Source organism: Clostridium sp. HBUAS56017, from assembly GCF_007115085.1.
Taxonomy (GTDB): Bacteria; Bacillota; Clostridia; order Clostridiales; family Clostridiaceae; genus Clostridium; species Clostridium cibarium.
Genome location: NZ_SULK01000003.1, coordinates 173,717 through 197,740, shown reverse-complemented (window position 1 = coordinate 197,740; position 24,024 = coordinate 173,717). Strand labels below are relative to the sequence as shown.

Below are 24,024 nucleotides of genomic sequence, written 5' to 3'. Positions count from 1 at the left end.
GTAATGGTATAATTAATGTTGTAGTATTAAAGAAATGGGGGAAGAATTATGGGGAAAATTCATAATTTATTTGGAAATAAGGAAAATGATAATAACAATGTTGAAAACCCTGAAGATCAAGAAACTATGGAGTGGTTTGATATAAGTGGTAAAAAGATAGTAGTAACAAAGGGACAATGGAAAAATGAGATATTACCCAAGATGTTAAAAGGCCATTGGGATAATGCAAATAACTTATATGATGATATAATACATGCATTAGAAGATGGATTTGCTAATGAAGTTAAGGAAGCAGCAGAACATCTTAAAGAAATAGACGAAATAAAGGAACGTGGATATACAGCTTTAGGAATCACATATATGAAATGCGATTTGTATGATGATGCAGAAAACGTTTTAAAAGAATATATAGATGGTTATGGTAAAACAGGAATCATATTAACTAATTTAGCTAAAGTATATTATGCACAAAAGAAAGAAGAATATATAGATGTTTTATGGGAAGCATTAACGTTAGATCCTAATCAAAGTAATGGGTTATATTGGTATGCCTCAATCTATAGAGAGAGTGAAGACGAAGAAGGATTTATAAGTGCCTTAAAGCGTGCAGCGGAAATAGAGAATAGCTGGCTTCCACAGGTGCTTATAGCAAAAGAGCATTTAGTTAAAAAAGAATTTGATAAAGCAAAAGAGATATATGATTCAGTTTTAGAAAAACATAAAGATAACGGTGAAGCATTAACTAACATTTCAGGAGACTTAGGTCAAAGTGGATATATAAATGAAATGATAGAAATTATTTCTCCTATATATGAATTAGAAAAACATTCTCCTACACCAGGATTAAACCTTTTACAAGGATATTTCCAAACTAGAAACTATGAAAAGGGACAAGCTTTAATTAAAGAGTTAATGGTTGTACAAAATCCTGAACTTAGAAATTATCTTGTTCATATGTCTAATGAATTTGATAAAATGAGAGCAATTAAGGAAGTTAAAGCTGAAGATGGGGATGTTAAAATAAATCTTGTAGTTTTAGATAGCCCTATTTGGTATTATAATCTTAAAAATCCAGAATGGTTGACTGTAAAAAAAGAAGATGCTGAAAAAATAGGTTTAATACCATACATAGACTTAACTAAGGAAGATAAACCAGAAGCTGAAGTACAAGCTGAGGATGGAGTGGGAACATTAACAAGAACTATACCTCTATATATTGGCGAAAGAATAAAATTCTGTACAAACTATGATGAAAATGTTGTAATTCCTTTTGCAGAAAATTTTGGTCCTATTGTATCTAACAAAGAGTACAACCAGGTAGCATTTAAACAAATCTCTAAAAAATTAGGTATAAGCAAATTGATTACAGGTAGTATAGCCATGAAGAATACTACATTAATAGTTAAAAATTATATCTATGATGCTATTAAAGATTCAGTTGAGACAGTTATATACGATCTAGATGAGGAATGTTTTGGTGAAGATCTTAATGATATGGTTAAGGATGTAGTAGAGGAGCATTTAGGAAATAAATCAGAGAATTCTAGTTATTATATAGTGCCAAGCAATGAAGATATTCCTATGTATATAAGCGCACTTGGACAACAATTAACACAAACCTTTATTGCTAATAAATATTTGAAGAGAGAAGCATTATGGGGAGAAAAAGGAATGCTTAATTGGTATTTTAATATGGCTCTTCAAAATCCTTCAAACGAAGTAGCAAAAGTTATGGTTGCAGCAGGAATTGCAAAAAGTAAGGAATATGGTTCAAAATTATATCTAGAAATTAAGAAACAAGTAATTGGTTTATTTGAATCACATAAGGAAGAAAAATATTCTAAAAGGTTACTTCCATACGTATACAAAATATATGATATGGAAGATGAATTTAATGAAATTAAAGAAAAGCTGCTTAGTGAAGAAACTGATGAAAGTTTTATAAAATGGTTAAATAGTCTTTAGACATATAAAAAAGAAGTTTGTCCTAAATGAAGTGACAAACTTCTTTTTTTCTAATTTTTATCTAAGAATGATTGGAATTCTTTATAGTATTCATCTGTTTCTTTATTGCTATTTCCAGTAAAGAAAACATATTTATCTGGAAGCTTAATTACAATAATTTTATCTAAATCTTTATGAACATAGGTTTTTGTGGGTCCATATCCATCAAATTTAAAGTTTCCAAAGGCTATATGGCTTGTCCCGGTACCATTTGTTCTAATACCATTTGGCAAAGAAGATATTAAGGATACTTCTTCTATATCATTTTTATTAAAATTAGTTTTGTAGATAGGAGCTTCTATTGTTATTTCATCATCATCTACTACAAGTTCAAACTTTGCTGATGTTGTTTTAAAAACAATGAACATAGTAGGCACTAGGGTTAGTAAAATAAATATTATAATTGTAGTTAATATTATTTTTGCTTTAGGATGTCCGATATTTAAAGTCATTCCAATACCAATACGCTTTTCAACTAATAAATTTGAGTCATTTGGGTTGTTGTAAAACATAAAGTTCCAGAATTCATCATCATCAGTATAAATAACATTTTCAGCAGCCATAAGAATTCTTGTTTGTGTGTTACGTATTTTAATATATCCAGCAAAAGTTATAAAAATCGTTAAAGAAACCATTATAAATGAAATTATAACTATATATGAATAAATGAAACATTGAAAAATAGTTAAAACACTTAAAACAGTAGATAGAAGTACAAGTATAATAGACCAAATTCTTTTGTAGATTAAATTACAGGCCAAATTTACCTTGCTATCATCACTGTAAACTTTAGTTTTTCCAGCTGAAAAGAGTTTATAAATAATTAAAAAAATTAGTGTAGTCAATAAAGATGCACAAGATAAAATTATCATATAGTTACTAAAATCCCGCTCACTTGTTATGGCATATGCTATTATTCCTATGGCAATTAAAAATGAAGGAATAAACCAAAGTATAGATACAGGCATTTTGTTTTTAATTCTTGATACTTCGGTATCTATAGAAATTACATGTTTATTCTTTAAAAACCAATTATTTTTCATTTTAAGGTTACGAAGTTTAGTAATGTGTTTTTTTATCACAATATGATAGATGGTAAAAATACTAATAACCCAAAGAAGTAAATATATAATACTAATCACATCTGAAGTAATAAAAAAAGAAGGAATATTAAGTATAATATTAATAAAAAAGTATTTAATATTATCTTTTTTGAAAGTTTTTATTATATCAAGAACTTCTTTATTATCAAGCTCTGAAAATGGAAGAGTAGTATTCAAAATAATATTTTGATTTGGTTTAAAAGCCATTAGATTTGATAAAAACAAAGATGCACAGATTACAATAGTTATAAAAAGATTAATAGTAAAAGACATTATGCCTCACCTCCAGTTAATTTAAGACCAGTCATATTATCAAAAATATTGGAACATAGATTTAAAAAATCTTTTTTCTGTATTCCTTTGATGCTAGATTCAGCTATAATTAGTAATAGTTCATTTTCTAGCTTTTCTTTAAATTCTTTAGTAGCATCTAATTTAGGATTTACTTTAGCGCCATGTCTACGATCTATCTCTATGTAGCCTTCTATTCTTAAAATATTATAAGCTTTTGTTACAGTCATAATATTAACTCCGATATCTTGTGCCATTTGGCGAACTGTAGGCAATCCTTCGCCTATTTTTAATTTACCAAGACCAATTCCCATTACTATTTCATTTCTCAATTGAACATAAATAGGGGTAGGACTTGACATGTCCAAATTTATTATCATAAAATCATCCCTTTAGTATTATTTGTATTACTTATTATAATACAAACAATATAATAAATCAAATTCCTTTGGTAAATTATTAAGTATAAAATCAAAAGTTTTATTATGGTTAGTATAATGCTATAATTATATGAGATAAAATAATAAAGGGTAGGGATACTAGATGAATAATAAAGAAGTTGAGATTAATGGTTATATTGTTACATTTGATTATAAAGAAAACAAATGTAAAATTAGAAGAAAAGACAATGTAAAAATTGATACAAAAAGCAAGCAGTTTATTAAAGACTTAAATGAAATAAAAAAGACAAAGGAATATGGAGATAACTTTAGAATTATGAATCTTCAGAACATGAAAAAAACTAAAAGCACTTTATCAGAAGATACCAATGAAAGATTATTGGAGTTTACAAAAAGCTTATTAAGAGAATAACGTAATATGTAAACCAAGTTATTTAGAACAATATTTTTATTTATCAATATAAAATTTAATAGTTATATATATAAATCTCCTTGTATTACATTAGACTTGAATCTAATGTAATACAAGGAGATTTTTATTTGTTAAGTTTTAACTTAAAGTGAAGAAATAATTAATTTAAATATACAAATATTTGATAGGCTTTAATATTTTGTTTAGTAATATGTATAATTACATTATAGGTAGAGGGAATAAATAGCTAGAATTATAAAATTGTAAAGTAAAATTATATCATGTAACCATAAAACTTGTTGCAAAATGAAAAATATAGTAATATATTAATTGTTCATTAACGATAGTGTAAAAAGGTGGGGAAATTATAAATGATAGAAAAAAGTGATATTCTCTTACAACAAGAAATAATGGGAAATAAGAAGTATTGTTTTTTTAAAGTAAAAAGTGATGAAAAAGTCATAGATTTTGAAATTAGCATGTTAGAAAATAATCCTTCATTAGCATTTTTAAATATTGAAGTAAGACAAATAAATGATTCAAAAACTATAGCATTTCCTATAGAAAATAAAATTAATTTAAATGAATACTTAAAACAAAGTGAATTTGATATTAGAGAAATGCTAGAGATAACTGAAGGGATTTTTAATAGCATTGTTTCAATGAAAGAATATATGCTGGATAATAAAAAAATAATATTAAATTCAAAGAGCATATTTCTAGAAAAGAACAATCTCCTAGCATACATGATATATATACCGTTACAAGTAACTGGAGATATTGATATAAGAGATGAATTTAGAGAATTATGTAAGGAAATTTTAAAAGAGGCAAAGAAGTATAAATATGAATTGAATTCATCTGAAAAAAAACTTGTAAGTGCTTTAACTAGCAGTAGAAACTCTTTCGAAAAACTAGAAAGTCTTTTTAATGAATATAAAAATAGTAAGGAAGATATCTTCCAAGAAGAGTTAGATAGTGATGAAATTGAGGGTCTTGATGAGGATTTAGATGATGATTTCATTAAGAAATTAGTAGAAACAGTAGAAGAAACTCCTGCGTTAAATGATAAAAGAAAGAAAATTACTTATCAAAGTATTATAGATGAAGATTATAAAGAGTTTGACGATTTTGATGATGATGACTTAGAAGAAGATGATGAAGACGTTGAATATCAAGAATATAAAGAAATAAAAAAATACCAAAAGACTTTAGAGGACAATAATAAAACTAAGAGATTGCTATCTTTGCAGCTTATAGTTTTAATGATAATTGGCAGCTTTTGTCTCATATTAAGCAAAGATGATAAAAAAATTTTTATGATAATTGCTGGAGTAATGATAGTTTTAGCAATTTTGTTTACATATATTATGTTTAACAATGATTCAAGAAAGGGAAAATAGGATATGGGAAAATATAATCTGTTAATTTTAGATGAAGATACCTTTTATATAAATAATTTAGTTAATTATATAAGTTCAAATTTTAATAAAGAGTTTAACGTTATGTCATTTTCTGATGAGGAGCATTTTAGAACTTATTTAGGAAAAAGTGAAAAAATAGACATAGTATTAACTAGTATGGAATTTTTTGAAAAGTATAAAGAAAAAGTAAAAGATAAGATGGTTATACTTTTGGCGAAAGAAAGTCTATACAACAATGATTTGCCATATATTAAAAAATATCAATCTGTAGAAAAAATTTGTAGGGATATAATCACAATTTATGAGTCTAGTGAAAAAGAATCCATTGAAAGAGATACTAAAGCTAAATTAATTGCATTCTACTCTCCTGTCGGGGGAATTGGTACTACAACAATAGCTGTAAATACAGCGTTTACTATGGCTATTCAAGGTGAAAAAGTACTATATTTATCTTTTGAAAATTTACAAACTATAGCTGCTTTTATGCCTAATAGAAAAAATGCATATAATTTTTCAGATTTAGTGCTAAGCATTAGAGAAGATACAGAAAAATTTAAAAATGTATTAAAAAATGGAGTCTTAAAATATGAAGACTCATCTCTTTATTATTTTAATCCTGTAGATAGTGTGTTAGATATTGAAGATTTAAATATGGATTGGGTTAAAGAATTAATAGATAGCATTATAGATAAAGGGGGATTTGATTATATAATGTGTGACTTACCAGCTAATTTAAGTTCAAAGTTTTATTATGTTTTTGAAAAGTCTGTAAATATAATGTCATTAATTGGACAAGATCCTATTTCAAGTTACAAAGTAGATGCAATGTTAAAACAATTAGATGATATTAAAAAATTCAAATTCATTATTAATCGATTCAATGAAGAAAAAGAAAGATTAATACCTAGGTTAGTTTCTAGTAATTTATTACCTATAATTTCTTCAATTCCTTATTATGATGAAATGTATGGAGTTAATGATTTGAAAACTTTAACGAATATAGATGGTAAATTTAACGAAAAAATTCAAGAAATTATTGAAGAGATTAAAAAATAACTGCAAATGAGGGGGAGAAACCGTGGATAAAGCCATAGTAACAGTGAATGTAGATGAGAGTGATATTAGAAAAGATTTAGAAATACCAATAGATATATCAGTAAAAGAAGTAAGTGCAGCACTTAGTAAAGCTCTTAGATTAGAAGAAAAAAACATTAATATTTCGGGATATTATTTAAAAACGGAAAACCCAACATGCTTTTTAAAAGGAAATGATATTCTTAAAAAGTTTAATATATGTGATGGGACTAAAATAACTTTACTATAAAATGGTGGTGTATTTATGAATAATAGATTAGATTTTAATAATGTTTTAATTGTTTATAACGAAGAGTTTTATAAAGAAATAGATTTAGATGATTTTAAAAATGATGTAGTATTAGTGGGAAATACCTCAGAATGTCAGATAAAGTTATCTTTTAAAATGGAAGGTGATTTTGCTGTAAAGTTCAGCAGAAAAGGTGACAATTGGCAGATATCTGATGAAGATAACACTTATTGTGTAATTAATGGTGTGAAAGTACCTAGAAGAGTGATTTGTAATGGAGATAAAATAATTATTAAAAATATAGAGTCAAAGCAAGAACTATTTAAAATTAATTATTTTATAGATTTTAACGTTGAATATGAAGATTATGATAGAGTAGTGTCTCTTGAAAATGTAAAGAAACTTAGAATAGGTAAAGAAAACAATAATCACATAATTATTGAAGATGAAGTTATAGATAAAAATCATGCAGAGTTAGTGAGAGATGGTGAGACTTTTTATCTAAATGATCTAAAAAGTAAATTTGGAGTATATCTAAATGGAAAAAAAGTTGAAGTTAAAGTTCCAGTAAAAAATAATGATTTTATTATTATTTGTGGATATAAATTTTTATTCAATGATAATAAAATAGCCATGTCCAAGAAAAATGAAAGGATAAAAATAAGGAAATTAAAAGAAATTAACACTGGTCACGATTCACCTTTAGAATATCCATGCTTTTATAGATCTCCTAGATTATTGCAAGATGTAGCACAAGATAACATTGTAATAGATGAACCGCCGTCAAAAGCAAAGGATAAAGATAATAATCTTATAATAACTATGATACCTCTTCTTGGAACAGTAGTGTTAACTGTTACAATGAATTCTAATAAAGGAGATAGTAGCAGTCTGATATACACAATAGGAGCAGCAGGATTAACAGCATTTGTTGCAATTCTAGCTTTTGCTATGCAAACATATGATACAAAGAAGCAACAATTCATTAGGTATAAAAGATACAAAGAGTATGTTAAAGAAAAAGAAAAACAAATAATTGAAAAACGTAGATCACTAATGGAGAGTATTAGAAATAATAATCCAGACACAGAAGATTGTATCTCTTTCTTAGAGCAGTTTGATAGAAGGCTTTGGGAAAGGACTCCTTTACATGAAGATTTCTTAAATATTTCTCTTGGAAGAGGCGTTGGAGATTTAACTTTTGATATATCAGTTCAAGAGCCAAAAGTTGAGGTTGATAGAGATAAATTAAAGGAAGACCCTAGAAAGTTAAAAGATGTATATGGAAAGATGGAAGATGTTCCTATTTGTATAAATTTAACTAAAGATTATCCTATAGGTATCTATGGAGAAAAAGAAAAAACTTTAGAATTAATTAAAAACATAGTAATTAAAATAAGTACTTTGCATTACTATGAAGAGGTTAAAATTGCAGCTATATATCCTAAAGAAGAACAGGAAAATTGGGAATGGTTAAAATGGATTCCTCATACATGGAGTAATAATAAGAACTTTAGATATATTGGAAATACAAAAGAATCTGCCCATAATGTCTTAAATCAACTATATGATGAAATAAAAGTACGTAAGAGAGATGATGATAGTGCTGAAAAAGTTTCATTTTCACCTTATTACATAATAATAATTGCTGATAGAGTTTTAATTGAAAATGAACCGATAATGGCACTATTGGAGTCAGGGGAAGAGTATGGAGCAACAGGAATTTTTGCCTATGAGAATTTAGGATTAATTCCAAAAGAAAGTAAGAAAATAATAGAAGTAATTGAAGATAAGAAAGCTAATTATATTGACGTTTTAAACAGTAAACAAATTAAGAATATAACATTTAATCCTATAGATGATAAGACTAGTGAGAATTTTTCTAGGAAGATGTCTCCTATTTTTGTTAAGAGTTCATTTACTCAAAGTTCGTTAACAAGTTATTTCACATTATTCGATCTTTACAATATAAAAAGTGAAGAAGAACTTCCAGTAATGATAAATTGGAAAATGAATAAAGTATATGAGTCAATGGCGGTTCCTCTAGGGGTTAGAGCAGGAGATGAGGTAGTATATTTAAATCTACACGAAAAATTTCATGGGCCACATGGATTAGTAGCTGGTACTACTGGATCTGGTAAGAGTGAAATTTTACAAACATACATAGCTTCTTTAGCTATAAATTATCATCCTTATGATGTAAGTATAATAATAATTGACTATAAGGGTGGAGGAATGGCCAATCAATTTAAAGATTTGCCTCACTTAGTAGGAACAATAACAAATTTAGATGGAAATCAAATTAATAGAGCACTTATATCTATAAAAAGTGAACTTAAGAGAAGGCAAAGAATATTCTCAGAATATAATGTTAATCATATTGATGCATATATTAAACTATTTAAGGATGGTAAGGCAAAAGATCCATTACCACATCTTATAATGATTGCAGATGAATTTGCTGAACTTAAAAATGACCAACCAGACTTTATGACTGAGTTAGTTAGTGCGGCAAGAATAGGAAGAAGTTTAGGAGTTCATTTAATACTTGCTACCCAAAAGCCGGCTGGTGTTGTGGATGATCAAATATGGTCAAACTCTAAATTTAAATTATGTTTAAAAGTACAAGATGCAGATGATAGTAATGAAATGATAAAAACACCTTTAGCAGCAAACATTGTAGAAGCAGGAAGAGCTTATTTTCAAGTTGGAAACAATGAAATATTTGAATTGTTTCAATCTGCCTGGAGTGGAGCTAAAAAGTATGATGATGATGATGTAAGTAAAAAAGAAATAGAAATTTCAGAAGTACTTATAGATGGTAGCAGAAGAGAGATATACTCTACTAAGGAAGAGAAAAACAATAAAGAGAGTAAAACACAACTTGATGCTGTTATTGATAGAATCAATAAAGTTGCTTCAGAAAATGGAATTGAAAGATTGCAAGGTCCATGGCTTGAAGCTTTAAAAGAAGAAGTATATTTAAATGATATAATAGGAAGTTTTGATGAAGATAATTGGAGAAAAACTAAGAAAGAGATAAATCCAGCGGTTGGTATATTAGATAATCCAGAAAAGCAAATTCAAAATACTTTATGCACTAACTTGAGCCAAGATGGAAATATGCTTATTATTGGATCTCCTGGTGTTGGTAAAACAACACTTATACAAACTTTAGTAACTTCTATAATTCAAAACTATACACCAGATTTAGTTAATATTTATATGTTAGATTTTGGATCTAGAATATTAAAAATGTATGAAAATGCACCTCAAGTTGGTGGTGTTGTTACCGCAGATGATGATGAATTATTGAAGAATTTCATCAAGTTTATACATAAGGAAATAGCAAGAAGAAAAAATCTACTTTCTGAATGTGGGGTAAGTAATGTACTTTCATACAGGGAAGTAACCGGAAATATACTTCCACATATTTTGGTGATAATAGACAATTTCGCAGCTTTTTCTGAGTTATATGAGGATTACGAAGATGATATTACTAAATTCTCTAGAGATGGTGCAAATTTAGGAATTACTTTAGTATTAACAGGGTCAAATTCATCAGATATAAGATATAAAATTAGTTCGAACTTTAAGATAAACATTGCTTTAAATTGCGTGGATGATAGTGAGTATAGTACTATACTTGGAAGAGTTTTCATGGAACCTGCAAAAAATGAAGGTCGTGGATTAATAAAACAAGATCAAATTTGTGAATTCCAAACTGCCTTACCTATACAAGGTAATACAGAGGGAGAAAGAGCTAATAACATTAAAAGCTTAATAGAAAAATTACGTTCATTATGGGATGGAAAGAATGCCACACCAATTCCTATGATTTCAGAAATATTACCTATAAAAGACTTCTTAGTGAATGTGGATAGTAAATTCAGTTTAAGTAATTTATTTATTGGACTGGATGAAAATGAATTTGAATATGTATCAATTAATTTAAAGGAAAAGAATTTTATTCCTATTATAGGTAATTCAGGTGTGGGTAAGAGCAATTTAATTAAATCAATAGCATATAGCATAGATAAAATGTGTGATGAAGATAATTATGAAATATATGTGTATGATTCTGAGACCTACGGATTGTGTGGAGTAGATGAAGAAGTTAAGGTAGAATTCTACAGCAATGATAGAAGTGAAATTGTAGAAAACTTAATATCGTTAAAAGATGAGATTTATGAAAGAAAAGATGATATCAATGATAAGTTGGTGTCAAGTAAAGGGAAAATTAAAGAAGTTGATCTTTTAAACCAATATTCAAGAAAAATATTGCTTATAGATAATATTGATGAATTTTTAAATAATATTCAAGATGAATATGATGCCTTAGAATTATTTAATTTAATTTCTGAGCGAAAGAGTGGATATGGATTTACAATAATTGCAGCTGGAGAAGAAGAAAAATTTAATGATCAATCATATAATCATGGATTTATGAATAATGTAAAGAAAAGTAATCAAGGTATAGCGTTAACTGGTATAGAAGAACAGGATTATTTTAATGTTCGAGTAAGTTATTCCAATAAAGAAAAACCAATATTTATTGGTGATGGATATTTAATAGATAAAGATAAGTATTACAGAATTAAGGTGCCAAAAGTTGACAACTAAAAACAATTATTGATATTTATCTACATTTATAGTATTATAAATAGGATCGTTTGTGGAATAATAATCTAGAATATGATATATTATGAACAAAAGGTAAATAAGCTTAACGATGAAAAATAGGAGGGATACACATGGCAGGAAAGATTAGAGTAACGCCAGAAGAACTAAGAAGATCATCAGGACAATTTAAGAATGGGTCACAATCTACACAGCAACTTTTAAACAAATTAACTTCAGAAGTTAATAAAATGAGTAATGCTTGGGAAGGTGCTGCACATAATTCATTCTTTGAAAAGTACAAAAGTTTACAACCATCATTAAAAGAATTTGTACAAGTACTTCAAGATATTTCAAAACAATTAGATGGAGTTGCTAAAACAATGGAAGATGTTGATAAGCAAATCGCTAGTAAATTAAAAAGATAGTTGTACAAGCTCCCTACTTAATTAGTAGGGAGTAAAATTTAAATTTAATAAGAGTAAGAGGTAAAGTTGTGGGACTATTATCGTTAAATAAACGAAGAAGTAATGATGTAGAATATAGAGAATTAAAAAATGAAGAAACAATAAAAAAAGTGAAAAAGATAAATTACGATGAAATAATTAATATTATTTTAGGTGAATTTATAGTAAATAGACCTCATTTAATAAATGCAGTTGAAAGAGGAATTAAATCAAAAGAAGAATTAACTAAAGAAATATTAAGTTTTGTAAAAATGCAAGGCATAATATTAGATCAAAGGCAATCTGTAGAATTAATTAAACAATTTGCTAAGTATGTATGGGGATATGGTATATTACAAGAGCTAATTGATGATCCAGATATATCTGATATAAAAACAGTAAGCTTTGATAATATTAGAATTAAAGTTAAAGGAAGAAGAAAAAAAGCTAAAGTAAGATTTACGGATGAAGAAAGTTTTAAAAGATATATAAATTACATAGCTATAAAAAACAATTCTATATTGAGTGAAATAAATGCAATACAAAAATTCACAGATAAGACAAGTTCTAAAGACTTTATTCTAAGAATAAACATTTCCTCAGATTTCGTTAATTCAAATGGATTACCATGCTTAATAATAAGAAAGATACCCAAAAATAAATACAACTTATCGAATCTAAAAGAATTAGATATGTTTAATTATGAAATAAAAAATTATTTAGAAGAAGCTGTTAAAAGTGGTCTTTCTATATTTTGTACAGGAAAAGGTGCAAGTGGAAAGACGACTTTAATTAATGCGTTAATAGATGAAATTCCATATGATAAATCATGTTTAGTAATTCAAGAGGCTGAAGAATTATTTACCAATAAACATCCTGATGCTATATTTCAAAAGGTTAAGTTCGCAAAAGGTGATGGAAAAATAGAATATACCTTGAGAGATTTATCTATAAATGGACTTCTAATGGATCTAGACTATTTTGTAATAGGAGAAATAAAAGGTGGAGAAGCCTATGATATGGCAAATGCTATTTATACTGGGCATTCTGGGATAGCCAGTGTTCATGGAAGTAGTGCAGAAGAAGCTGTTAATAAAATAGTTCACTATATGAAGTATGTCAGTGATATGAAAAAGGGTGAACTACTAGAAATGCTTAGTAATATTGATATTATGATATTCATGAAGGATTTTAGAATTATGCAAATATCTGAGATAGCTGGATTTAACTATGAAAAGCAAGATTTAGAATTTAATCGAGTATTTGAATATAAAATTTCACAAGAATATGGAAGATATACTGGACAGTTCGAAAGGATAAATGACAGTTGTGAAAAGATAATTAATAAAAAAGTATATAGTGAATTTAGAGAAGAAACAAATTCATAGTAAGATGGTGTTTAAAATTGATTATTTTATATTTAGGTAAATTATTACTAGTGATAGTTATACTTATCCTTATGTACATGATGTTTGATATTGTTAGAGAAATTCATAGGAGAGGATATATTAAAAGCCTATGGAGTAATGTACAAGATAAATATGATGATAGAAGAAAGAATAGAGAAGTAATTTTGCTTTTAGAAGGAGAAAAAGAGAATAAAACCTTTTTAGAAAAAATAGATTCTCTTATAGAAAATGCAAGAATAAAGATACTGTTGCCTTTTATGACAAGTGAAATATTAATAGGTATAACTTTATGTATAGCTTTAATAAGTGCATTTATTGCTCAAAAAGTATTTGGACTCGTTGTATTTTCGATACCAGTATTTTTTACAGTAATTATGTTTGTAGTTCTAGCTTTAAGAAGTTTAAGTAAAGTAACTTACGATAAAATCGACGATCAGGTTTTGCTTTATATAAACACTTTAGAAAATCTTGCAGCATCAAATTCTGATATTGTGCAAATAATGGAGAAAGCCTTACCTTATATAAACGAACCTTTAAAAGAGTTTAGTAGGCAGTTTATATTTGAATGTAAAAAAGGTATACCTATAGATTTAGCATTTAGGAACTTCGAAGGTAAAATTGAAAGTCAGAGGTTCAAGCAGTTGCTTAAAAACTTAGCTGTTTGTAGTAAATATGAAGCTAATTATAGAGAAATATTAAATAAATCAAGAGTGATAATGAAAAATTATTTTGTTGAGAAGGAAAGAAGAAAAAAAGAAGTAAGAGAAGGTAGGTTAGCTATAATAAGTGTGGTTATTGTAGGCTTGCTTCTATTTAAACTAGTTGGAGGTTTTACTGATAACTTGTTTTATCTTCTTAAAACCACATTAGTTGGTAATATGATCTTAGGATACAATATTTGTGTGGTACTTTATGCTATTTATAAATTTATAACCTTAGATAGAATAAATTACTAAAATATTTTAGTATGGCAAAGAAAGGTAGATGATATATATAGGTAAGATCGTTATTTTGCTGTATTTACTTATATTACTTGCTATTTTTGGAGGTAGCTATTATATAGCTATTTTAATACAAAAAGAGAAAAAGAGAAAAAGAAAAAAGAACAAAAATAAGAAGGTTGAAAGCTTTGATAAAATAAATAACTTATTAAGAAAAAGGGAAACAGGATATTTTTCTTATGAAAGAATATTTATATATTTAAAGAAAAATGGAAATCCACTAAAAGTTTCACCAGGAGGATTTATTATTTGTAAATTCTTATGTTCAATAATTTGTTTTGTTGTTTTTTCAGAAGAAATTATATTAGCAATTCTTATTAGTATATTAGGTTTTTTCATAATAGACGGTGTAATTTATATAAGTAATAAACAAGATATGAATAAAATAAAAATTCAAATTGTAGATGTTTATGATTTTTTAAGTATACAAACAGCTGCAGGAGTATTTATAGGTTTGGCTTTAACAGAATGTTATCTTATGGTGAAAAATAAAAGGCTTAAAACAGCACTTGCAGAACTTTGTGCAGAAATAAATTTAAAGAAAGACGTGGCATCAGCTTTGGATAAATTTGGTGAAAGTTTTAACTCTGTTGAAATTGATGCTTTTATTTTAACTATAAAGCAATCACTTAGAACAGGGAGAATACAGCAGGCATTAGAAGATTTGTCCAATTCTCAGAAAGATACAAATATCATATTAATACAAGAGCAAACAAATAAAATAAAAATAAGTAAGGACATAATTCAGTTATTAATGTATTTTGGAATAATAATGGTAATAATGTTTGGGTTATTTATAGAAGTTTCAAAGAACTGGAGTCAAATTTTTTAGAAGGAGAATATTTTAAATGAATATAATGAATATAAAAAATAAAGGTAAAAATAAGGTAACAACTTTAAGAAAAAAAATTGGAGATGATAAATTAGTTATAAGTTTAGTACTTATAGCAGTAGGGGTAGTTTTATGTTTTGTTTATAGAGATAAAATTTCAGCAGCTATTGGGAGTGCTGTTGATTCATTAACAACCAAGGTTAATCAAGTATTTACTAATGCAAACTAGTGTATTTAATAATGTAAAGCGTAGCTTCTTGTCAAATGATCAAAGTCATGAATATATGTATATTACAAAATTAAATAAATATTAATTAGTAAATAGAAATATTGTTAACATAAGTTAAAATTTGAGTAACAAACTTAATTACATAAAGTAACAATAATAGGTGATTTATATGAAGAAAAGAAAAGGTGAGGTTCAACAGTTTTTTGTACAAATGATATGCATAATATTTTCCTTTGCTATATTACTTTATGCCATACAGATTTTATCAATTACCATTACATATAACAATATAAATCAAACAGCTAGAAAATATGTATTGAAAATGGAGAGAAATGGATATTTGGAAGAATCAGATATAAATGATATTAAGACAAAACTTGAAAGCGACGGAAATATAAGTTCAAATACAGTTGAAGTTGATTGTTATAGTAAAGATAGTAGTAAATCTATAATGGGAAATGAAAATAAGGTACTGTATGGTGAAGATATAGCCATTAAAATAAAATGTACTTTAAAGATGAAAAAAATAAATTTCTTAGATTTTTCTCTTGATACTGAAGAGAGTGATGAAGATGTTGAAGTAACAAAATCATCTACTGCAAGGTATTAATACATATGAAAAAAAATAGAGGAAGTATAATTGTTGAATCAACTTTAATATATGGAATTGTTTTTATACTTATACTCATTGCTTATCTAACTAGTATTAGTATAGTAAAAACAGAAGCTGAAATGACTAGCGATGATGTTATTTCTAGCGAACTAGCTGTTTATAAAGATATTAATTTTGATTTGCTAGCAAGAAGTAATGATTTAAAATTATTAGTAATAACTGATAAGGAAACAGCACTAAAAACATTCCAAATTTATTTACAAGAAAATTTAAATCTTAAGGAAGACTTTAAGCCCAAAAGTGAAAACTATAATTTTATAAAAAGTAGAGTTAATATAGAGTCTTTCATAATTTATAATGTGTACGAAAATGGTATCGAAATATTTAAGTATGAAGAAAAATTTAACTCAGAGAAAAAAGAAATGATAGGTGTTTGGGATAAAGAACAGGAGAGAAAAGCAAAGGGAACTGTAATAACTCCTAAAGGAAATACTGTGGAACATACTACTATTTATGCAAAGATAGGTTTTACTATTAATCCTATTTTTAAAAGTAAAAATTATGTCACTGTTGAAGAAGAGTCTGATATTTTAAAAGAATAGAAAGGATGAGTTTATTGAAGAATAAAATTACAGCTTTTGTTATATCCCTGGTTATTACAGTAGTGTCTTTTTTATTCATTTTATATATAGAACAAAAGATATTTAATCCAGAAGGGACTACTTCTGTTTATGTGGTAAACAAGGACAAGTTGGATAAAGGTTATGTAATTACTGAAGATAATTTTGATCAGTTATTTAAGTTAGAAAAAAGAAGATCAGATCAAGTAACACCTTATTACATAAAAAATAAGGAAGATTTATATAACTTTTATATAAAACAAGATATGTACAAAAATGAAATAATTGCAGCAGATAAGGTTGAAAGTCTAGATAATGATTTGAAAAATATTGATGAAAAAAGAGAAATAACAGTAACCGCTCCTAGTTCTGCGGCTGCAGTTGGAGGAAAATTAAGAGAAGGGGATAAGGTAGATTTAATAGCTACTAATAAAAAAAGTAATAGTACCATTACTGAAACTAAAATAAAGAATTTATATATTTCTAAAGTATATGGATCCGACGGAAATTTAATTAGTAAAGATGATAAAACAAAGCTAGCATTGACCATTACCTTTACTTTAAGTAGAAAAGATGCAGAAGAAGTTCAAAACAGTGTGTCACTTGGATCGTGGAGTTTAATAAAGGTTTTGGAGGAATAAAAATTAGCTATGGTTAAGAATATTATCATTTTGATAGCGGTTTATTTTATATCATTTTTAACTATGTATTTATGCACATTTAGCATAAAGTATATAAATAAAAATGATAACCAAACAATTAGAAATAAAATAACTAATAAAATATTTCTTAGTAGTATAAGTGGTGCACTTATACTACTTCTTTACATAAAAGAAGGAATGGGATTTGAATTTTTAATATACTCTACTTTGATTGTTTTTTTGGTGATAATAGGATATGTGGATTATGAAACAAAATATGTATATGAAATTATGTCAATTCCATTATTGGGGGTTTCAGTGATTACTTCTATAATGAATTTAGTAATTGGGAATATAACATATAAAGAGATACTAGGGTCCCTTATAACAATTGGAGTGGTTATTGTTTTTTCAAAGCTTAATTATGTAGGAGCGGGTGACATTGAAGTATTGTCATCAGTATTTTTAATTTTAAATAAGGTAGCTATACTGCCAGGAATAGTACTAATATTTTCTTTTGGAATTTCAGGAATAGTTAGTATTTATCTTTTACTAATAAAAAAAGTAGATATAAATTATAGAAAAGCATTTTGTCCAAGTATTGCAATAGCAACATATCTTTTGTTATTGCTTATATAAATTTATTAAGAATAAGGAGTGGAATCGTGTCAAATAATATTCTAATTGATTTTAAGGTTTTTATGCAGGCTGCTAGTGATATTAGAAAGCAATGATAATACATCAGAAAAATAGAGAACCCAAACTTTGATTTGGTGTTAATACCTTTCACAGAGTGCAACAGAGGTTTTAAAGGACTGTGAACAAGAGTGGTATTAAATTTTAAAAGTGTTGAATAAAGGCTAAAGACGCTGATTTAATAGAAATTTATAGGTAATTAGAATCTTTTCAGCAGTTCTTTAAGGGTAAGCATCTGATAAAGGATTTTCTTCCTAATAAATACTCACTAAAAGTTAATAGAATTATGAACAATAATATATCTAGGATAAAAGATATAAAAGCATTAAATGGATAGAAAGATATGTTACAGTCACATTATATAATGAAGCAATGGAAGCATATAATATAGGCGAAGAAAATATAGAAAATTGTCTGGAATGTATGGGCAAGCCCGTCTCAATTATAAATAGTAGTAATTGAGACGGGTTTCTTATGTTATAAAAAAGCATTGATTTTACTTGTTTAAGTAGACATTTGACAAAGGAAAATGTAATCCCTTGGAATGGTTATATCTTGAAGCGATGGATTTAAAAAAAGATAGAAAAAAATAGCATAAGGATTAATGAACTTTGTATATTAAATCGAGGAACATATATCTTCTATGTAGACTAATAAACCTTACTTATATATATTAACAGTATAAAGTGTCACATATGGTATATAATGTAATATAATGTAGAAACAAGTGGTATTACATATACGTGTATTACATATTTGACAAATAAATCATATGTAGTTAAAATGTTAATGGTAATTATTCGTGCAACGATAAAAATAACTAGATTTAGGGGGAATAATGATGAATAATTTAAAAGTAATATTAAGTAAGTGGTTAGCAGTAGCTACAAAAACTACCATGACTAAGGTAGTTACAGGAGTAGTTGTTGTTGGTATAGCAGGAGGAACAACTACAGCTGGTGTAATTGCATACAAAAATAGCCAGCAAAATAAGGAGAAATCTACATATTCAAATCAAAATGAAGTTGCTGAAGAAAGCTACGAAGAAGAAGTTACTGAACAAAATCAAGAAACTTCAGCTAATAAAGTAGAAGAAATTAAACCAGAAGAAAAACAACCAGTTCAAGCTGAATCTACTGAACAAAAAAACGATAAAACAGAAGATTCAGTACAAGCACAGCAGCCAGCAAAACAAGCACAACAGCCGTCAAAACAACCGCAACAATCACCAAAACAAGCGCAGCAACCACAACCAACTCAGCCTAATAATTCGACTCCAAAAGTTATTAAGCCTGCAGGGATAGACTGGGAAATAACTAGAATATTAAATGAGGGAGGTAGAAAAGGACTAGTGGAAGTTGAGAAAAAACTTTTCGCGGCTATAAAAGAATACGCTATATCTAAAACTAGTATTGATTATATCTATGGAAAATATCCTTGTTATGGTGGAAAGATTGAAATAAGTGGAATAGAAACTGAAACCATATCAGTTCCTTATAAAGAGAACGTTCCAGACTATTATTATAGTAGGGATTTTAAAGATTTTACCATTGAAGATAATAGAAGATTAGTTGGACACTTTTTTTATCAAATAGCAGCTCATGATGGAAAAGGAAATGTTATAGTAACAGAGTATCGTCTTTTATGTCACTATGTTTAATAGCATTTTATAAGGAAGTGGTAATATAAAAAAGGGATTTATAAAGACATTATTATTTTGTATTGGATTTATTTTCTTCTTAAATATTCAAGTTGTAAAGTCATATGAAGCTGGCATGTATATGGATGGAGCTAAATTTGGAGATGGTAATTATGAATACGATTGGGGATTATGTTCATGGGGATATAATGTTATCAATGGTAAATATCAAACAGTTAACAATGATGGTAACTTTGAAGAGTATAATGCAAATCGTCCACCAGACATTTTAAGTAGATATAATCATTGGGAAGAATCTATAGGATATAAAGATGGATGGGAAAAAGCCCATGCTCAGTGGGCAAATGAAGGAATGACAAGCAATTATTTAAATTTTTGGAGCTCATATACTGGAAATTATCTTAATCAAGATGATTTTCGTTTTGGGTTAAGATATTATGGAGCTTCTAAAAAAGACGGAGGAAATGAAGGAAACCTGTGGGTGATAGGTGGTCATAGACATCAATATAGATCAGAAGCAGTTCAATTTTATAAAAGAGAAAAACCAATTGCAGCGCCAGGAAGCCAATATATAAACTTTACACAAAGTCCAAGGCAACGTACATATAGTGATGAATATGGTGATGTCATTTGGGCCACTTCAGGAACTGTTGACTTTAAAGCAAATTTTATTGACAAGTATCCAGATGAATATGGACAAGCTGCAAGTAATAATGGTGGAATTAGAACTGCCGCAATTACTGTGTTTGGAAATAGAGTTAATTATGCCTTTGATGCAGATAGAGGACAATTGACTAATTTTCAAGGATATGGATATATGAATACAAGTAGTCCATATGGAGGGGTTAGTATAACTAATGAAAATGAAGTGCTGAAACAGTTTACCGGTATTTCGGGAGATCATAAGAAAAATGTTGATGGTATTTGGCGTGAAGGAACAGAAGCTCAAATGTGTGTAGATACTAAGGATGGATATGATTATAGCATGGGAAGTGAAGCGGCTAACAAGTGGGGAAGATGGGTAACTGAAAATCCAGAAGGGAAAAGTTGTATTACTATTGCAAATAGAGGATGGATGCTAGGATTTGGAACTTCTGACGATTCTGAAGAAAGATTTAATACATTAAAAGTTGATGATCAAGGCCCTATATGGGATGGAAATCCTATAATAGAAAATCATGAAGCCTATGATACAAACAAAGTAGTTCTAGCGCCTGATAAAGTAATAGATGGAATAAAAGTAAAAATTCCTAACCTTAGAGATATGAGATGCGAAAATAATACAATAGCTGGTGTAGGCTTAAAAGAAAATCAAGGGCAATACATAATAATATACAAAACAGATAGTAATGGGAATAGTATAGGTGAAGGTCTGCAAATATATGATTATGAAACATACTATGAAGAAAATAGTAATAATAATAATATATGTTTCGACGTTAATTTTGAAAAAACATCATTTAAAGACTATTATGGAAAATTAAATGTTCAATTTGTATCTCAAGATTTACTTGATAATGAAACACGAAGCAAAATAATGACAGTTGAAAAAGTTGATCCTACTCCTGAAGATGGTACATTAAAAGTATGTAAATATGACTATAATGATGGATCAAATGTATATTGGGTAAAAAGCGGTTCTCCTTTTGCAGTATATACTGAAGGAAGGTTAAGAGGAGACGTAGGCTTATATCCTACAGAAACATCACTAGTAATGAAAGAAGAAAATGTTAATGATGAAAAAAATAATATAGTACATAAGATGGATGAAAATAGTACTTCATTAATAGCGGAGGATCATGAAGATAAAGAAGTAGATGAGAATTATGAATATAACGGATTTATAAAATCAGATTATGCACCAAATTCTGGTGGTAATATATATGAAAAATTAAGGGATTTTCCTGTAGATAAAGCTATTACGAATACAATGTCTCTAGAAGAAGCTAATAACTTATTTAATAAGAATACATCCAAAGTAAGTTCTGAACCTAAATTCAATTACTTAATGGGTATACATTGGTTGACTACAGATCCACAAGATGATAATTATGAAACTGCGAAATCAGACAATAATTATGCAGAAGCTAAAAAAAAGTATGCTGATGAGAATAAAAAAAATGCTGATAGCAAACTATTAGAAGAAAAAACTAATTATGATAATGCTCAAAATGATGAAAATTCATTATATGATAAAGATAGTGCAGAATATGCCTTAGATGTAGCAAAAGAAGAGGAATCAGATGCTAATACACGTTTTATAAGTGCTAAAGATGCTTGGGCAGAATCACAAGAAAAATTTAAAGAAGCAAAAGATTTACGTAAAAATTCTCAAGATGGACGCTCGTTTAAATTGTATTCAAAGACAAAATATATATATGATAGATTTATTTATGATTATAATACTGAAAAATCACAAGTCATTTATGCAAAAGATAAAATAAAGGATAGTGGTATTTATATAAAGTTTGATGGAACTGCACCAACTGGAGAGACAAAAATAAATTTAGATCAATCAACTTTGAAAATGAACATCAATGTAAAAAACGTATCTGATAAATGCAGTGGTGTTAAAAATAGTGATAATACATATGTTGATGGGTCAGGGGTAAATAAAATTACTGCTAGGCTTTTTTTAGTAGATGATTATAATGAAGAATCAGAAAAGATAAATGGTGTTGAACAAGAGCATGTTTTGAACAAAAATTTAGATGGCACTTATTCAATAGATATAGATGCATCAAAATATTATCTTCATGATGCCATAAAGGTTAAAGTATTTGCTTATGATAATGTTGGGAATATAGGGCAAATTAAGGTGGAAGATTTCGATTTGTTTACGTTAAAAGCTAACCTTGTTCCTTATAGATATAGAGAAGGAAATGAAAAGTTTATTGATAAAGCAGATGAAATGAAATATGCAACTGAAGGTGAAAGTGGAGAAATCCCATTTATTAAATCAGGTGAAGAAGGGCGAATTACAATAAATACATCAGGAGGGCCTACAATTCTTGAAGTTAATTTTCCTCCCAAAATGAATGATTGTGCTTCTCTGGTAGGTGAAAAACTAGAAGACATAAAAGAACCAATTCCTGCAGCCATTACTAAGAGGAGGGATAAGGATTTTAAGGTTCCTCTTTATTTACCTGAAAAAATATATTGTTTAAAAATAACGGCTTATAAAGGAAATGAAGCAAATGGTTACAAAACCAAACAAGCAATTGTTAAGTTTAAACTTAATAATAATGTTTTAGAAGGTGTCCGTACAAGACTAAGATAGTGAAAATTTATTTTCACTATCTTTTTTGTATAAAAAAGTCATATTTATTAAGGAAATTAGATATTCTGAAGATAGTAAATAAAAATTAGAATAGTTTCATATCCGTTGAATATATTATTAACAGAATTAATTATATGTAGATGAAAAGGGTGGATGAACTATGAGTTTAAATTCTGTAGGAGAATTACTAAGAAATATAAGAAAAAAAAGAATTTTAGATGATAAGATAGAAATAAAAATCAATGGAAATGAAAAACTCTTATTTGAAAAGTATGCAAAAATGAGAGGCTTGGATATGGAAGAATTAATAAAAGGGTTAGTGAGATGTGATATAGATAAATTTATAAAAGGATGAAAAATTCCATTGTCCTAATTTTGCGTATAGAATTCATTATATTTTAGCAATTGTTTCAAATAAAACTTGTCCATTGCAAGAAACTGGTTTAAAATAAAAGGAGAGGAATTTAGGGGGAGATATAGGTGAAGAATGAATTATTGTATACAGACACTATAATTAATGAATTAACTAGAAAGGTATATGATAGGAGTGAAGCGGTAAAATATATTACTGAGAAATACACAGAAAAAGAATTTACAAGTTCAGATTTGAAGAAAGAAAGAAGATATGTAAGGCAAAAGATACAAAGCAACTGTTCAAGCTTATTTGATATGATAAGTGGAATTACATTAGCCGTTGTTTCGGGAATTGTAATGTTTTTGTTGTCTAATGTTATTTTTGCTAGAGGATCTTTTTTTAAGGTATTTCTTCCTTTAGTAGTTACAGCAGTACTGCTAACTTTATTTATATATTTAGTATTAGATTCTCGTGAAAAAGTTAAATTATATAATCTATGTATAGATGTATTAGATAAAATTCAAAGGAAAGAAGAAAAAGAAAACTTTAGAAGTGAAGTAAGTGAAATGGTTGATAAAGCAGTTAATGATGCTCTTAATTCTGAAGAAGTAGATGAATATGAAGAATCCATAGGTGCTTAAAGTGTGCTGTTAAAGATGCATA

At 27.6% G+C, this 24,024-nt stretch carries 21 protein-coding genes; 19 read left to right on the top strand and 2 right to left on the bottom strand.

Translation table 11 applies throughout. The features are described 5' to 3' along the window. Positions 1-48: 48 nt before the first annotated feature. Complete coding sequence (locus tag FAY47_RS04655) at positions 49-1,965, top strand: hypothetical protein (protein WP_143315258.1); 1,917 nt, start codon at positions 49-51, stop codon at positions 1,963-1,965. Positions 1,966-2,015: 50 nt separating this feature from the next. Here FAY47_RS04655 and FAY47_RS04650 read toward each other — a convergent pair whose 3' ends face one another. Together FAY47_RS04650 and FAY47_RS04645 are read right to left on the bottom strand one after the other, a co-directional pair. Continuing rightward, on the bottom strand, positions 2,016-3,380 hold the full coding sequence (locus FAY47_RS04650) for a PH domain-containing protein (protein ID WP_143315257.1): 1,365 nt from the start codon (positions 3,378-3,380) through the stop codon (positions 2,016-2,018). Continuing rightward, positions 3,380-3,778: a GntR family transcriptional regulator gene (locus tag FAY47_RS04645; protein WP_143315256.1), complete on the bottom strand. Its 399-nt coding sequence runs from the start codon at positions 3,776-3,778 to the stop codon at positions 3,380-3,382. Before FAY47_RS04645 ends, FAY47_RS04650 begins: the two co-directional genes overlap by 1 nt. Positions 3,779-3,941: 163 nt before the next feature. On the opposite strand from FAY47_RS04645, the gene FAY47_RS04640 reads away from it, so the two are divergent. From FAY47_RS04640 to FAY47_RS04555, 18 genes are all read left to right on the top strand, one after another. Next, positions 3,942-4,211 (top strand): hypothetical protein, encoded by a 270-nt coding sequence (locus FAY47_RS04640; RefSeq protein WP_143315255.1) that lies wholly within the window; start codon positions 3,942-3,944, stop codon positions 4,209-4,211. A gap of 371 nt (positions 4,212-4,582) precedes the next feature. After that, entirely contained in the window at positions 4,583-5,614 is a 1,032-nt protein-coding gene (locus tag FAY47_RS04635; RefSeq protein ID WP_143315254.1) for a DUF6382 domain-containing protein, read from the top strand. 3 nt (positions 5,615-5,617) lie between these two features. Beyond that, positions 5,618-6,691 (top strand): AAA family ATPase, encoded by a 1,074-nt coding sequence (locus FAY47_RS04630; protein WP_143315253.1) that lies wholly within the window; start codon positions 5,618-5,620, stop codon positions 6,689-6,691. A gap of 22 nt (positions 6,692-6,713) precedes the next feature. Then, positions 6,714-6,959 (top strand): EsaB/YukD family protein, encoded by a 246-nt coding sequence (locus FAY47_RS04625; protein WP_143315252.1) that lies wholly within the window; start codon positions 6,714-6,716, stop codon positions 6,957-6,959. Between the two features lie 15 nt (positions 6,960-6,974). Next, positions 6,975-11,582 (top strand): type VII secretion protein EssC, encoded by a 4,608-nt coding sequence (gene essC / locus FAY47_RS04620; RefSeq protein ID WP_143315251.1) that lies wholly within the window; start codon positions 6,975-6,977, stop codon positions 11,580-11,582. Positions 11,583-11,713: 131 nt separating this feature from the next. Then, positions 11,714-12,007: a WXG100 family type VII secretion target gene (locus FAY47_RS04615; protein WP_143315250.1), complete on the top strand. Its 294-nt coding sequence runs from the start codon at positions 11,714-11,716 to the stop codon at positions 12,005-12,007. 68 nt (positions 12,008-12,075) lie between these two features. Next, positions 12,076-13,413, top strand: a complete 1,338-nt coding sequence (locus FAY47_RS04610; RefSeq protein WP_143315249.1) for an ATPase, T2SS/T4P/T4SS family — start codon at positions 12,076-12,078, stop codon at positions 13,411-13,413. A 17-nt stretch (positions 13,414-13,430) separates the two neighbouring features. Then, on the top strand, positions 13,431-14,390 hold the full coding sequence (locus FAY47_RS04605; protein WP_185966720.1) for a hypothetical protein: 960 nt from the start codon (positions 13,431-13,433) through the stop codon (positions 14,388-14,390). 55 nt (positions 14,391-14,445) lie between these two features. Then, the gene (locus FAY47_RS04600; protein ID WP_143315247.1) at positions 14,446-15,267 is read left to right on the top strand and encodes a type II secretion system F family protein; all 822 of its coding nucleotides are present in this window, start codon (positions 14,446-14,448) and stop codon (positions 15,265-15,267) included. Positions 15,268-15,283: 16 nt separating this feature from the next. Beyond that, positions 15,284-15,496 (top strand): hypothetical protein, encoded by a 213-nt coding sequence (locus FAY47_RS04595; RefSeq protein ID WP_143315246.1) that lies wholly within the window; start codon positions 15,284-15,286, stop codon positions 15,494-15,496. 169 nt (positions 15,497-15,665) lie between these two features. After that, positions 15,666-16,106, top strand: coding sequence for a DUF4320 family protein (locus FAY47_RS04590; RefSeq protein ID WP_143315245.1), 441 nt, complete (start codon positions 15,666-15,668; stop codon positions 16,104-16,106). Positions 16,107-16,111: 5 nt separating this feature from the next. Next, complete coding sequence (locus FAY47_RS04585; RefSeq protein ID WP_143315244.1) at positions 16,112-16,711, top strand: hypothetical protein; 600 nt, start codon at positions 16,112-16,114, stop codon at positions 16,709-16,711. 14 nt (positions 16,712-16,725) lie between these two features. After that, entirely contained in the window at positions 16,726-17,370 is a 645-nt protein-coding gene (locus FAY47_RS04580) for an RcpC/CpaB family pilus assembly protein (protein WP_143315243.1), read from the top strand. 9 nt (positions 17,371-17,379) lie between these two features. Continuing rightward, positions 17,380-18,009, top strand: coding sequence for a prepilin peptidase (locus tag FAY47_RS04575; protein WP_143315242.1), 630 nt, complete (start codon positions 17,380-17,382; stop codon positions 18,007-18,009). Positions 18,010-18,907: 898 nt separating this feature from the next. Then, positions 18,908-19,726 (top strand): hypothetical protein, encoded by an 819-nt coding sequence (locus tag FAY47_RS04570; RefSeq protein ID WP_143315241.1) that lies wholly within the window; start codon positions 18,908-18,910, stop codon positions 19,724-19,726. A 121-nt stretch (positions 19,727-19,847) separates the two neighbouring features. Continuing rightward, positions 19,848-23,006 carry a hypothetical protein gene (locus FAY47_RS04565; protein ID WP_143315240.1) on the top strand — a complete coding sequence of 1,053 codons (3,159 nt, stop codon included), beginning with the start codon at positions 19,848-19,850 and terminating at the stop codon, positions 23,004-23,006. Between the two features lie 160 nt (positions 23,007-23,166). Beyond that, positions 23,167-23,361: a hypothetical protein gene (locus FAY47_RS04560; protein ID WP_143315239.1), complete on the top strand. Its 195-nt coding sequence runs from the start codon at positions 23,167-23,169 to the stop codon at positions 23,359-23,361. 125 nt (positions 23,362-23,486) lie between these two features. Next, complete coding sequence (locus tag FAY47_RS04555) at positions 23,487-24,002, top strand: hypothetical protein (RefSeq protein ID WP_143315238.1); 516 nt, start codon at positions 23,487-23,489, stop codon at positions 24,000-24,002. Positions 24,003-24,024: the final 22 nt, after the last annotated feature.

What these genes read in the sequence shown, in the direction of transcription:
- FAY47_RS04585 (WP_143315244.1), top strand. Translation starts at nt 16,112, where the DNA reads ATGAAAAAAAATAGAGGAAGTATAATTGTTGAATCAACTTTAATATAT.
- FAY47_RS04560 (WP_143315239.1), top strand. Translation starts at nt 23,167, where the DNA reads ATGAGTTTAAATTCTGTAGGAGAATTACTAAGAAATATAAGAAAAAAA.
- FAY47_RS04565 (WP_143315240.1), top strand. Translation starts at nt 19,848, where the DNA reads ATGGATGGAGCTAAATTTGGAGATGGTAATTATGAATACGATTGGGGA.
- FAY47_RS04615 (WP_143315250.1), top strand. Translation starts at nt 11,714, where the DNA reads ATGGCAGGAAAGATTAGAGTAACGCCAGAAGAACTAAGAAGATCATCA.
- FAY47_RS04655 (WP_143315258.1), top strand. Translation starts at nt 49, where the DNA reads ATGGGGAAAATTCATAATTTATTTGGAAATAAGGAAAATGATAATAAC.
- FAY47_RS04570 (WP_143315241.1), top strand. Translation starts at nt 18,908, where the DNA reads ATGAATAATTTAAAAGTAATATTAAGTAAGTGGTTAGCAGTAGCTACA.
- FAY47_RS04630 (WP_143315253.1), top strand. Translation starts at nt 5,618, where the DNA reads ATGGGAAAATATAATCTGTTAATTTTAGATGAAGATACCTTTTATATA.
- essC (WP_143315251.1), top strand. Translation starts at nt 6,975, where the DNA reads ATGAATAATAGATTAGATTTTAATAATGTTTTAATTGTTTATAACGAA.
- FAY47_RS04595 (WP_143315246.1), top strand. Translation starts at nt 15,284, where the DNA reads ATGAATATAATGAATATAAAAAATAAAGGTAAAAATAAGGTAACAACT.
- FAY47_RS04650 (WP_143315257.1), bottom strand. Translation starts at nt 3,380, where the DNA reads ATGTCTTTTACTATTAATCTTTTTATAACTATTGTAATCTGTGCATCT.
- FAY47_RS04645 (WP_143315256.1), bottom strand. Translation starts at nt 3,778, where the DNA reads ATGATAATAAATTTGGACATGTCAAGTCCTACCCCTATTTATGTTCAA.
- FAY47_RS04635 (WP_143315254.1), top strand. Translation starts at nt 4,583, where the DNA reads ATGATAGAAAAAAGTGATATTCTCTTACAACAAGAAATAATGGGAAAT.
- FAY47_RS04640 (WP_143315255.1), top strand. Translation starts at nt 3,942, where the DNA reads ATGAATAATAAAGAAGTTGAGATTAATGGTTATATTGTTACATTTGAT.
- FAY47_RS04575 (WP_143315242.1), top strand. Translation starts at nt 17,380, where the DNA reads ATGGTTAAGAATATTATCATTTTGATAGCGGTTTATTTTATATCATTT.
- FAY47_RS04590 (WP_143315245.1), top strand. Translation starts at nt 15,666, where the DNA reads ATGAAGAAAAGAAAAGGTGAGGTTCAACAGTTTTTTGTACAAATGATA.